Below are 12,113 nucleotides of genomic sequence, written 5' to 3' on the forward strand. Positions count from 1 at the left end.
AAACTTAACTCCAGAAAAATTTTGGTGTTGCCCCCGACACGGACGGCCGGGGGAAAGGATTCAGAGGTGCGGCGGCTTACTCGCCCCAGACGTCCTTCAAGACGTTGACCCAGTTCTCGCCCATGATCTTGCGCACCACGCGCTCGGAATGGCCGCGCTTGAGCAGGGTTTCGGTCAGGTTCGGGAACTCGCCGACGGTGCGGATGCCCAGCGGGTTGATGATCTTGCCGAAACTGGTCAGGCGGCGGGCGTAGCCCTTGTCATGGGTCAGGTATTCGAAGAAGTCCTGGCCATGGCCCTGGGTAAAGTCGGTGCCGATGCCGATGGCGTCTTCGCCGACGATGTTCATGGTGTATTCGATGGCTTCGGCGTAATCGTCGATGGTCGAATCGATGCCTTTGGCCAGGAATGGCGCAAACATGGTCACACCGACGAAACCGCCGTGGTCGGCGATGAACTTCAGTTCTTCATCGGATTTGTTGCGCGGGTGAATCTTCAGACCCGACGGCAGGCAATGGGAGTAGCACACCGGCTTCTTGGATTCGAGGATGACTTCTTCGGAGGTTTTCGAACCGACGTGGGACAGGTCGCACATGACGCCAACGCGGTTCATCTCGGCAACGATCTCGCGACCGAAGCCCGACAGGCCGCCATCGCGCTCGTAGCAGCCGGTGCCGACCAGGTTCTGGGTGTTGTAGCACATCTGCACAATGCCGACGCCCAGCTGCTTGAACACCTCGACATAGCCGATCTGGTCTTCAAACGCGTGAGCATTCTGGAAGCCGAACAGGATGCCGGTCTTGCCCTGCTCCTTGGCCTTGCGAATATCGGCGGTGGTGCGCACCGGAATCACCAGGTCGCTGTTCTCGCGGATCAGCTTCTGGCTGGCGGCGATGTTGTTGACGGTGGCCTGGAAGCCCTCCCACACCGACACGGTGCAGTTGGCAGCAGTCAGACCGCCCTTGCGCATGTCTTCAAACAGCTCGCGGTTCCACTTGGCAATAATCAGCCCGTCGATAACGATGCTGTCGGCGTGCAATTCGGCTGGGCTCATCAGGCTGTCCCCTATTAGCGATTCATGCGCCGAATCGTGTGCCGGCGCTTTGGGGCCAGCATATGCCTGAGGGACGGGGCAGCCGGGTGCAAAAACGACAGGGGGTTTGCCGAAAGCGTCAATCCGCGACAAAGGGTCGCCGCGGGGCACGATTGCCCACCTGTTCAAGGGCCTGCGCATGGGCCAGAATTCGCGGCATTACTGAATGCACTATTGGATTGAGGCGGCGACGCAATGAAATCGATCTTCCTGGCTCTGGCACTGATAGCGACCGGCGTACACGCGGCAGAAGAGTCCGACGACAACCCCTGCGACAAAGTCGAAAACGACGTCCAGACCCTCGAATGCTCGGCCTTCAGCCGAACCACCGCCGAAGATTTGCTCAAAGAAAACTACCAAGGCCTGGCCGAACGCATGCAAACGGCCTACGGCAAGAACCCGGCCCAACTGGCCGACATCACCGCCAAACTCAAAGCCGCCCAACAGCAATGGCTGAAGACCCGGGACGCGGATTGCGCAGTTGAAGCGTTTCCGGCGACGAGCGGTAGCAAGGCGTTCACCATTGCGCAGAATGATTGCGTGGCGCGAATGAGTGATGAGCGGTCGGAGTTTTTGGAGTCGATCGGGCAGCAATAAATCGGCTTTTGGAATCGACTTGAGCTGTAAGCTGCACGCAACCATCAGGGAAAAGGATTCAAATGAAAATCTGTGGCATTGAAATCAAAGGCAGCGAAGCGATCATCGCCGTGGCCTCCCTCGACGGTTCGACCCTGAGCCATATCGCCCTCAATACAAAGAAAATCGCCCTCGACGATGACGATGAGGCGGCGAATGTCAAAGTCTTTGCTGCTCAGGTGGCGTCGTTTGTGCGCGAGAACTCAATTGATCGGATTGCGATCAAGAAGCGCAGCAAGAAAGGTGAGTTTGCGGGTGGGCCGACTACGTTCAAGATCGAGGGGGTGTTTCAGCTGCTGGAGAATTGCGAGGTGACGCTGCTGTCGCCGCAGACGATTAATGCGCAGAGCAAGAAGCACAATGTCGAATTGCCGGCGACGCTGAACAAGTATCAGCATGAGGCTTACAAGGCAGCCTGCTCGGCATTGATGAAGAAGTAACCAACTCCCGCCGGCTCCCACAGGTTTCTCTGCTGTTCATGCCTTGGCGGTGCGTCGGTCCTCGCGGGGGCAACGCGCAAACTTCGCCCGATAACTGCGGGTGAAATACGACGGCGATTCGAACCCGCACGCGATACTCACTTCCAGCACGCTCATATCGGTCTGACGCAGCAACTGCCGAGCCTTTTCCAGCCTCAATCGCAGGTAAAAATTGCTCGGTGTGTCGTTCAGGTGCAGACGAAACAATCGCTCCAGTTGCCGCCGCGTCACCTTGATCGATTCCGCCAGTTCCAGCGTGGTCAGCGGCGGTTCGCTGTGCTGCTCCATCTCCCCAATCACGTGAACCAGCTTCTTGTTGCTGATGCCATACCGCGTGGCGACCTCCATGCGTTGGTGGTCTTTGCGTGGGCGAATGCGGCCGAGTACGAATTGCTCGCTGACCTGGATCGCCAGTTCCGGGCCATGGGCCTGGGCGATGAGGTCGAGCATCAGGTCGATGGAGGCGGTGCCACCGGCCGAGGTGATGCGGCGGCGGTCGATTTCGAACAGCTCCTGGGTGACGCTGAGCTGCGGATACGATTCCTTGAACGCATCGATGGCTTCCCAGTGCAGCGTCAAGCGATGGCCGTCGAGCAGACCGGCCTCGGCGAGGATGAAACTGCCTGTGTCGATGGCGCCGAGGGTCACGCCTTCGTTGTCCAGCCGACGCAACCAGTGCTCCAGTGCCGGGGTGGCGAATTTCAGTGGTTCGAAACCGGCGACCACTAACAGGGTGGCGCCCTTCTTCAACGGCTCCAGCGCCGCGTCGGCGTTGACCGACATGCCGTTGCTGGCCAGCACCGCCCCGCCGTCGGCGCTCAATACATGCCAGCGATACAGCTCGCCGCGAAAGCGATTGGCGACCCGCAGCGGCTCGATGGCCGAGATAAATCCAATCGCCGAGAAACCCGGCATCAACAAGAAGTAGAAATCCTGGGACATGGAGCGCACTCGATAGGCGGGTAATGTCAGGGCGGGTAGCGTTTGACGTTGATACGCCACTTGCAAGCGGCATTCAAGAGGACAGGTCGCTGCAGTGCAAGAGCTGGTCGCCGTGGTGCGCTTTCATGGGGCCTTAGCTGCGTAACTTGGCATCACCGGCGCATCAGACACCGGAACTCACAATAAACGAACTGCCGAGGAACCTGAGATGAAACGACTGATCAGCAGCTGTGTTCTTGCACTCAGTGGTACCGCTTTGCTGAGCGCCAGCGTCATGGCCGCCGAACCCGCATCGTGCCAGAACGTACGCATGGGCGTCGTGAACTGGACCGATGTAATCGCCACCAGCGCCATGACCCAGGTCCTGCTCGATGGCCTCGGCTACAACACCAAACAAACCAGCGCCTCCCAGCAAATCATCTTCGCCGGGATCCGCGACCAGCGCCTGGACTTGTTCCTCGGTTACTGGAACCCGCTGATGACCCAGACCATCACCCCGTTCGTCGACGGCAACCAGGTCAAAGTGCTGCAAGCCCCGAGCCTGAAAGACGCTCGCGCGACCCTCGCCGTACCGACGTACCTTGCCGACAAGGGCCTGAAAACCTTCGCCGACATTGCCAAGTTCGAGAAAGAACTGGGCGGCAAGATCTACGGCATCGAGCCTGGCTCGGGCGCCAACACCCAGATCAAGGCAATGATCGCCAAGAACCAGTTCGGCCTTGGCAAATTCCAACTGGTCGAATCCAGCGAAGCCGGCATGCTGGCCGCCGTGGATCGCGCCGTGCGCCGCAACGAGGCCGTGGTGTTCTTCGGCTGGGCCCCGCACCCGATGAACGTCAACGTGAAGATGACCTACCTCACCGGCAGCGACGACGCCCTTGGCCCGAATGAAGGCATGGCCACGGTCTGGACCGTCACCGCGCCGAAATACGCCGAACAGTGCCCGAACATCGGCCGTTTGCTGAGCAACCTGACCTACACCGCCGAAGATGAGAGCCGGATGATGCAGCCGCTGCTGGATCACAAGGACGCCTTCGAATCCGCCAAGCAATGGTTGAAAGATCACCCGCAAGACAAGCAGCGCTGGCTCGAAGGTGTGACCACTTTCGATGGCAAACCGGCGGCTGAAAACCTGCAACTGACCAGCAAATAAACTTGAACCGAACCACCGACTCGCAGCCCGACCGGGCTGCGAACGGGGCCACTACGCCTGGCCTTTCTTCTGAACAACACTCGCCTGTAAGGAACCGCCCCATGAACCACGACGTCATCATCACCTGCGCACTCACCGGTGCTGGCGACACGACCAGCAAGAGCCCACACGTGCCGGTCACCCCGAAACAAATCGCCGCCGCCGCCGTAGAAGCCGCCAAGGCTGGCGCCACCGTGGTCCACTGCCACGTGCGTAACCCCGAAACCGGAAAATTCAGCCGCGACGTGGCGTTGTACCGTGAAGTGATGGAGCGCATCCGCGAGGCCGACGTCGACATCATCGTCAACCTCACCGCCGGCATGGGCGGCGACCTGGAAATCGGCGCCGGCGAGAATCCGATGGAGTTCGGCCCGAACACCGACCTGGTTGGCCCGCTGACCCGCCTGGCTCACGTCGAAGAATTGCTGCCGGAAATCTGCACCCTCGATTGCGGCACCCTGAACTTCGGCGATGGCGACACCATTTATGTGTCCACCCCTGCCCAGCTGCGCGCTGGCGCCAAACGCATTCAAGAGCTGGGCGTGAAAGCCGAGCTGGAAATCTTCGACACCGGTCACCTGTGGTTCGCCAAGCAGTTGATCAAGGAAGGCCTGCTCGACGACCCGTTGTTCCAGCTGTGCCTGGGCATCCCGTGGGGCGCACCGGCCGACACCACCACCATGAAAGCCATGGTCGACAACCTGCCGGCCAATGCCGTGTGGGCAGGCTTTGGTATCGGTCGCATGCAGATGCCGATGGCAGCGCAAGCGGTGCTGCTGGGCGGCAACGTGCGGGTCGGTCTGGAAGACAACATCTGGCTGGACAAGGGTGTACTGGCGACCAACGGCCAACTGGTCGAACGCGCCGGCGAAATCCTCAGCCGCCTCGGCGCCCGGGTTCTGACACCGGCTGAAGGCCGGGCAAAAATGGGCCTGACCAAGCGCGGTTGAACCGACCCTTTCCCCCTGTGGGAGCGAGCAGGCTCGCTCCCACAGTTTTTTGAGCAAAATTCAGGACGTCGCCATGACTTTCATCACCGAAATCAAAACCTTCGCAGCCCTGGGCAGCGGTGTCATCGGCAGCGGCTGGGTGTCCCGCGCCCTCGCCCATGGCCTTGACGTGATCGCCTGGGACCCGGCGCCCGGTGCCGAAGCCGCCCTGCGAAAACGCGTCGCCAACGCGTGGGGCGCACTGGAGAAACAAGGCCTGGCGCCTGGTGCGTCTCAGGATCGCCTGCGCTTTGTCGCGACGATTGAAGAATGCGTACGCGACGCCGATTTCATCCAGGAAAGCGCCCCCGAACGCCTCGATCTGAAACTGGAATTGCATAGCAAAATCAGCGCTGCAGCCAAGCCCAATGCCTTGATCGGCTCCAGTACTTCGGGCCTGTTGCCGAGCGAGTTCTACGAGAGTGCAACGCACCCGGAACGCTGCGTCGTCGGCCACCCGTTCAACCCGGTTTACCTGCTACCGCTGGTGGAAGTGGTCGGTGGCAAAAACACCGCGCCGCAAGCCATTCAAGCAGCGATAAAAGTGTACGAATCCTTGGGCATGCGTCCGCTCCACGTGCGCAAGGAAGTCCCGGGATTTATCGCCGACCGCTTGCTCGAAGCGCTCTGGCGTGAAGCGCTGCACCTGGTGAACGACGGCGTGGCAACCACCGGTGAAATCGACGACGCTATTCGGTTTGGCGCGGGTTTGCGCTGGTCGTTCATGGGCACGTTCCTGACCTACACGCTGGCCGGCGGTGATGCCGGGATGCGCCACTTCATGGCGCAATTCGGTCCGGCGCTGCAGTTGCCGTGGACTTATTTGCCAGCGCCGGAGCTGACCGACAAATTGATCGATGATGTGGTGGATGGCACCACTGATCAGTTGGGCACGCACAGCATTTCGGCGCTGGAGCGCTATCGTGATGATTGCCTGCTGGCGGTGCTGGAGGCGGTGAAGACCACCAAAGAGAAGCATGGGATGGCCTTCAGCGAGTAATGAACTGGCAGGGCTGGCCCCATCGCGAGCAAGCTCGCTCCCACAGGTTTTGCGCAGTCCTTGTGGGAGCGAGCTTGCTCGCGATAGCAGCAGCCCGATCACCACACATTCTGGATCATTCATCATGCCCACCCTCACCACCTACCAAACACGCATCATCCCCGACTGGGTCGACTACAACGGCCACCTGCGCGACGCTTTCTACCTGCTGATCTTCAGCTACGCCACCGACGCGCTGATGGATCGTTTAGGGCTCGATAGCAACAACCGCGAAGCCAGCGGCCACTCGCTGTTCACCCTCGAACTGCACCTCAATTACCTGCACGAAGTGAAGCTCGACGCCGACGTTGAAGTGCACACGCAAATCATCGGTCACGACAGCAAACGCCTGCACCTCTACCACAGCCTGCATCGGGTCGGTGACGACAAGGAGCTGGCCGGCAACGAGCAAATGTTGCTGCACGTCGACCTCGCCGGGCCGCGATCCGCGCCCTTCAGTGAACTGTCGCTGAGCAGGCTGCAAGCCATCGTCGCCGAGCAGACTGACTTGCCCACCCCCGAGTACATTGGTCGAGTGATCGCTTTACCCCCAAAAAAATAACAAGGAGATCGCCATTGAACACCGCCGCCGCTTTTGCCGACTTCCGTACCTACCCGTTGATCAGCGCGTTGACCGCCGTGCACACCCTGGCGGACCGAATTCAAGTGAACTGGGCGGACGGTCGCATCAGTCCCTTTCATCATCAGTGGCTGCGCGACAACTGCCCGTGCCCGCAATGCGTCTATACCGTGACCCGCGAGCAAGTGCTGGAGATCGTCGATGTCGCCGAAACCCTGTTGCCCTCCGAGTCTCGCGTCGATGCTGAAGGGTGTCTCTGCGTCGATTGGCAGGACGGTCATCTCAGCCGCTTCGACCCCGGCTGGCTGCGCGCCCATGCCTACGACGATGAATCCCGCGCTGAACGCGAGGCGCGTAAACCCAAGGCCAGGCTGTGGCAACAGGATTTGCAGTTGCCGGTGTTCGATTACCACGCGCTGATGAATAACAACGACGCCCTGCTGCAATGGCTGCTGGCAGTGCGCGATATCGGCCTGACTCAAGTGCGCGGCGTACCCACTGAACCGGGCTCGCTGAAGCTGATCGCCCAACGGATTTCCTTCATCCGCGAGAGCAATTTCGGCGTGCTGTTCAATGTGCAATCCAAGGCCGATGCCGACAGCAATGCCTACACCGCTTTCAACCTGCCGTTGCACAGCGATTTGCCGACCCGGGAGCTGCAACCGGGGCTGCAATTCCTGCATTGCCTGGTCAATGACGCCGATGGGGGCGAGAGTATTTTCGTCGACGGTTTTGCCATCGCCGAAGCCTTGCGTAAGGAGGACCCCGAGGCGTTCAAAAGTCTCTGTGATATCCCCGTGGAATTTCGCAACAAGGACCGTCACAGCGACTACCGCTGCCTGGCGCCGATCATCGCGCTGGATGCCCGCGGGCAGGTGTCGGAAATCCGCATGGCGAATTTTCTGCGTGGGCCGTTTGATGCGTCAGTGGAGCAGATGCCCAAGCTGTATCACGCTTACCGGCGGTTCATTGCGATGACCCGGGAAGCGCGGTTCCGGCTGATGACGCGGCTGAATCCGGGTGAGCTGTGGTGCTTTGATAACCGCCGCACGCTGCATGCGCGCAATGCGTTTGATCCCGCCAGTGGCGCCCGGCATTTTCAGGGGTGCTATGTCGACCGTGATGAGTTGTTGTCGCGGATCCTGGTGTTGCAACGCTAGACCGCGTCATCGTTCATCGCGAGCAGGCTCACGCCTTCAGTCGACCGGGTTCTTTCAGAGGAATGCGGTTGAGTGCAGGAGTGAGCCTGCTCGCGATGGCTTAAACCCGAACACCCCATCCCGCCCTGATTCACAGGCAAAAAAAAACCCCGATCAAGCCGTGACAGGATCGGAGCTGAGGAGGGTACTGTTGAGGAGCCGTTGCGCGAGGGTGACCAAACCTTCGTGTTGCCAGCTGAGTCCAGTGTGCCCACTCCCTTGATTCGCAAGTTAGCCGAAAACGACCTGTTCATAGGTATTGCAGCCATCGCGACAAATCGCCCTTGCCGCCACTTCGTCCCCCTACCAGAATCGAGGCAAGACACCGTTCCCTGAAGAAGGATTGCGTCATGATGTACGCTGATTTGATCGACCAGGAAGACCTGTTGGGCCAGCTCAAGGCGTTGGGCTTTGCAGTGCCCCCTGGCGCCACCGCGGAGCAGGCCTGCGAATGCGCGGTACGGGGTTTGAACAACGAACGGGCTATGGAACTGCGGACTATGGTCAAGCAGATGTACACCAGCAGCGCGACCATCCTGCCGGCAGTGCGTCAGGCGATCGACAAGCAATTGCTGCCAGCATTGGCGGAGTACCAGCAGAGCCCCCGAACCTGATAGAACCCATCGCGGGCAAGCCCGGCTCCCACAGGTACAGCGTGATGCTGTGGGAGCCGGGCTTGCCCGCGATGAAGTCAGCTCGGTCTAGAGCCGTACGCTAGCGAAAGTCGACTCGTTACGCGCCTGACTCAACGCCGACAACGGCCCCGACAATGGCGACAGCACCAGTGCTTGCGGCAGCGGCATCATCGCCACCTGTTGCGTGGTGTTGGAACCTACGCGCTCGTCACGCGGCGGAATGCCGAAGTATTCGCGGTAGCACTTGGAGAAGTGCGGCGTGGACACGAAACCGCACACCGACGCCACTTCGATGATCGACATCGGCGTTTGCTTGAGCAACTGCCGGGCGCGGATCAGGCGCAGTTTCAGGTAGTAGCGCGACGGCGAGCAGTGCAGGTATTTCTGGAACAACCGCTCAAGCTGTCGACGCGAAACGGCGACGTACACCGCCAGTTCGTCGAGGTCGATCGGCTCTTCGAGGTTGGCCTCCATCAGCGCAACGATTTCCTGCAACTTCGGCTGGTTGGTCCCGAGCATGTGCTTGAGCGGCACACGCTGATGGTCCTGCTCGTTGCGGATACGTTCGTAGACAAACATTTCCGAGATCGCGGCGGACAGTTCACGACCGTGATCGCGGCTGATCAGGTGCAGCATCATGTCCAGTGGCGCGGTGCCGCCGGAGCTGGTGAAACGGTTACGGTCGAGGGTGAACAAGCGAGTACTCATGGCCACACGCGGGAACGCTTCCTGCATCGAGGCCAGGCATTCCCAGTGCACGCTGCAATCGAAGCCGTCCAGCAGGCCGGCGCAGGCCAGGGCCCAGCTGCCGGTGCAGACCGCGCCGAGGCGACGGGACTGACGCGCCTGGCTCTGCAGCCATGACACGTGTTCACGGGTAACGGTGCGCTGAATGCCGATACCGCCGCAGACGATGATGGTGTCCAGTGGCGGGGCTTTGTGCATGGAGCAATCGGGGGTGATCTGCAGGCCGTCACTGGCCCAGACCTGGCCGCCATCGACGGTGAGCGTGGACCAGCGATACAGCTCGCGGCCGGACAATTGGTTGGCCATGCGCAGGGGTTCCACTGCGGAGGCCAGAGAAATAAGCGTGAAATTGTCCAACAGCAGAAAGCCGATGGATTGAGGCGCACGGTTCTGGGGTTGAGCCCCGGAGTTGGACGTCGTCATCGCGGTATCTCCTCACACAAAGCGGGTGATGGCCTCAGGCGGAGGCTCTTGTTATTGCCATCGTTCTCGCGTGGGAGACGGGCTTTGTAATGACAGAGCAAATGCCATGCCTAAAATTGAATGCGCGTTCAATAACTCCTGAAAACGACGTCGCGACATGTCTATATAAGCCGCGCGACGACGGGTGGATATAAGTGCCATTATCGGCGATAGACGCCCTGCCCTGCGGGGCGTGAGCAAATCGGTATCACTTGTGGGAACAGGGCTGCGAGGTGCCGGGACAGAGTGTCACCGCAAGCACGGGTGACGAGTGGTCAAGGCCGGTTTGGATCCCTGTGATTCACAAAGGGGCTTATCTGTAAGCGACGCGCCAAAAGGTGGCGTGTTTTGAATCGGGTGTTCATTTAGCGCGCAGTTTTGACTGGCCTGGCCCCTTCGCGAGCAGGCTCGTTCCCACAGGGGATGCATGCATTCCAAACCGGGAACGAGCCTGCTCGCGAAGAAGTCGACTCGGTATTACTGACTCAGCACTCCACCGCGCTCACCGCCAACCCACCCCGCGATGTCTCTTTATATTTGTCATGCATATCCGCGCCGGTATCACGCATGGTGCGGATCACCCGGTCCAGCGAGATAAAGTGCTGACCATCCCCACGCAGCGCCATCTGCGCCGCGTTGATCGCTTTTACCGCGGCAATCGCATTGCGCTCGATGCACGGCACTTGCACCAGGCCGCCCACCGGGTCGCATGTCAGGCCGAGGTTATGTTCCAGGCCGATTTCCGCCGCATTGCACAGCTGCTCCGGCGTGGCACCGAGGATCTCCGCCAGCCCCGCTGCCGCCATCGCGCAGGCCGAACCTACTTCGCCCTGGCAACCGACTTCGGCGCCGGAGATCGAGGCGTTCTTCTTGCACAGAATGCCCACCGCCGCAGCACTGAGGAAATAGTCGACCACGTTGGCGTCCGTCACCGCCTCGCTGAACTTCATAAAGTAGTGCAACACCGCCGGAATGATCCCCGCCGCGCCGTTGGTCGGCGCCGTGACCATGCGTCCACCCGCGGCATTCTCTTCGTTGACCGCCAGGGCAAACAGGTTGACCCACTCCATGGCGCTCAAGGTCGAGCCGATCACGTTGGGCTTGCCCAATTCCTGCAGGCTACGGTGCAACTTCGCGGCGCGGCGGCGCACATTCAGCCCCCCGGGCAGAATGCCTTCGTGCTTGAGGCCCTGGTCGACGCAATCCTGCATGGCACGCCACAACTTCATCAGACCGGCGCGGATTTCCTCTTCGCTGCGCCAGACTTTCTCGTTGGCCATCATTAATTCAGCCACGCGCAGGTTGTGCGTCTGGCACAAACTCAGCAGTTCAACGGCGCTGGAGAAATCGTACGGCAACACAGTGCTATCCAGATCGACTACGCCGCTGGACGCCTGAGCCTCATCCACGACAAAACCACCGCCGACGGAATAGTAGGTGTCGCGATGCAGCTCACCGTGATCGCCTTCGACGATCAGGGTCATGGCATTGGGGTGGAACGGCAGATTCTCGTCGATCAGGCGCATGTCCCGGGCCCAAATGAACGGCACCGACAAGCGACCGTCGAGCAGCAACGTGTGGGTTTCGCGCAGGGTTTCGATGCGAATGCCGATTTGCGACGGATCGATCGCGTCCGGCCACTCGCCCATCAGGCCCATGATCACCGCGTTGTCGCTGCCGTGACCGATGCCGGTGGCCGACAACGAACCATATAGTTGAACTTCGACCCGTCGCACCTGCTCAAGTAGACGCTTGTCCCGTAGCGACTCGACAAACAGCGCGGCGGCCCGCATAGGCCCCACGGTGTGCGAACTGGAAGGACCGATGCCGATTTTGAACAAGTCGAAAACACTGATAGCCATTACTGCCGAACTCCTGGATGTGCCGACTCCAGACGCAAAAGCGCCCAGTGGCGGAGCTGCTACGCTCAAGCTGCAATCCGCCGAGATGGCCGCATCATCAGGCTTTTGTCATGTCGTTCGACGTCTCACACCGACGCACTCATGCCCACTAACGCCGCAGGGCGGTGACGCAATGTTTTCGCCGTTTTTTAGCGGATCAGAGGGGGAAAGAGGGCCGAAAAAAGCTGTAAACGACGTCACCGACACTGGATGCGACCC

General features: G+C 60.3%; 12 protein-coding genes. 8 read left to right on the forward strand and 4 right to left on the reverse strand.

Annotated elements, in window-relative coordinates; translation table 11 throughout:
- Positions 1–76: 76 nt before the first annotated feature.
- Positions 77–1,054, reverse strand: coding sequence for a dipeptidase (locus tag J2X66_RS05140; RefSeq protein ID WP_008033250.1), 978 nt, complete (start codon positions 1,052–1,054; stop codon positions 77–79).
- Positions 1,055–1,288: 234 nt separating this feature from the next.
- On the opposite strand from J2X66_RS05140, the gene J2X66_RS05145 reads away from it, so the two are divergent.
- Together J2X66_RS05145 and J2X66_RS05150 are read left to right on the forward strand one after the other, a co-directional pair.
- Positions 1,289–1,690 carry a lysozyme inhibitor LprI family protein gene (locus J2X66_RS05145; RefSeq protein ID WP_310261750.1) on the forward strand — a complete coding sequence of 134 codons (402 nt, stop codon included), beginning with the start codon at positions 1,289–1,291 and terminating at the stop codon, positions 1,688–1,690.
- A 62-nt stretch (positions 1,691–1,752) separates the two neighbouring features.
- Entirely contained in the window at positions 1,753–2,169 is a 417-nt protein-coding gene (locus tag J2X66_RS05150; RefSeq protein WP_310261752.1) for a DUF3010 family protein, read from the forward strand.
- 36 nt (positions 2,170–2,205) lie between these two features.
- Here J2X66_RS05150 and J2X66_RS05155 read toward each other — a convergent pair whose 3' ends face one another.
- Positions 2,206–3,150, reverse strand: a complete 945-nt coding sequence (locus tag J2X66_RS05155) for a GlxA family transcriptional regulator (RefSeq protein ID WP_310261755.1) — start codon at positions 3,148–3,150, stop codon at positions 2,206–2,208.
- Positions 3,151–3,358: 208 nt separating this feature from the next.
- Here J2X66_RS05155 and choX point away from each other — a divergent pair, with 208 nt between their 5' ends.
- From choX to J2X66_RS05185, 6 genes are all read left to right on the forward strand, one after another.
- Entirely contained in the window at positions 3,359–4,303 is a 945-nt protein-coding gene (choX, locus tag J2X66_RS05160) for a choline ABC transporter substrate-binding protein (RefSeq protein WP_027926648.1), read from the forward strand.
- Positions 4,304–4,404: 101 nt separating this feature from the next.
- A complete protein-coding gene (locus J2X66_RS05165) occupies positions 4,405–5,292 on the forward strand; it encodes a 3-keto-5-aminohexanoate cleavage protein (RefSeq protein ID WP_123434654.1) in 888 nt (295 codons plus the stop codon).
- A gap of 73 nt (positions 5,293–5,365) precedes the next feature.
- Positions 5,366–6,331, forward strand: coding sequence for an L-carnitine dehydrogenase (locus tag J2X66_RS05170; RefSeq protein WP_310261758.1), 966 nt, complete (start codon positions 5,366–5,368; stop codon positions 6,329–6,331).
- Between the two features lie 124 nt (positions 6,332–6,455).
- Positions 6,456–6,932, forward strand: a complete 477-nt coding sequence (locus tag J2X66_RS05175) for a thioesterase family protein (protein ID WP_310261761.1) — start codon at positions 6,456–6,458, stop codon at positions 6,930–6,932.
- 14 nt (positions 6,933–6,946) lie between these two features.
- Positions 6,947–8,110, forward strand: coding sequence for a gamma-butyrobetaine dioxygenase (locus tag J2X66_RS05180; protein WP_310261764.1), 1,164 nt, complete (start codon positions 6,947–6,949; stop codon positions 8,108–8,110).
- 389 nt (positions 8,111–8,499) lie between these two features.
- Entirely contained in the window at positions 8,500–8,763 is a 264-nt protein-coding gene (locus J2X66_RS05185) for a hypothetical protein (RefSeq protein ID WP_223515862.1), read from the forward strand.
- Positions 8,764–8,850: 87 nt separating this feature from the next.
- On the opposite strand, the gene J2X66_RS05190 is transcribed toward J2X66_RS05185, so the two are convergent.
- Together J2X66_RS05190 and J2X66_RS05195 are read right to left on the reverse strand one after the other, a co-directional pair.
- Complete coding sequence (locus J2X66_RS05190; RefSeq protein WP_027926642.1) at positions 8,851–9,954, reverse strand: GlxA family transcriptional regulator; 1,104 nt, start codon at positions 9,952–9,954, stop codon at positions 8,851–8,853.
- Between the two features lie 524 nt (positions 9,955–10,478).
- The gene (locus J2X66_RS05195; protein WP_310261768.1) at positions 10,479–11,855 is read right to left on the reverse strand and encodes an L-serine ammonia-lyase; all 1,377 of its coding nucleotides are present in this window, start codon (positions 11,853–11,855) and stop codon (positions 10,479–10,481) included.
- Positions 11,856–12,113 lie beyond the last annotated feature (258 nt).

Origin of the sequence: Pseudomonas sp. 3296 (assembly GCF_031456615.1) — a bacterium.
GTDB classification, from domain to species: Bacteria; Pseudomonadota; Gammaproteobacteria; order Pseudomonadales; family Pseudomonadaceae; genus Aquipseudomonas; species Aquipseudomonas mucoides.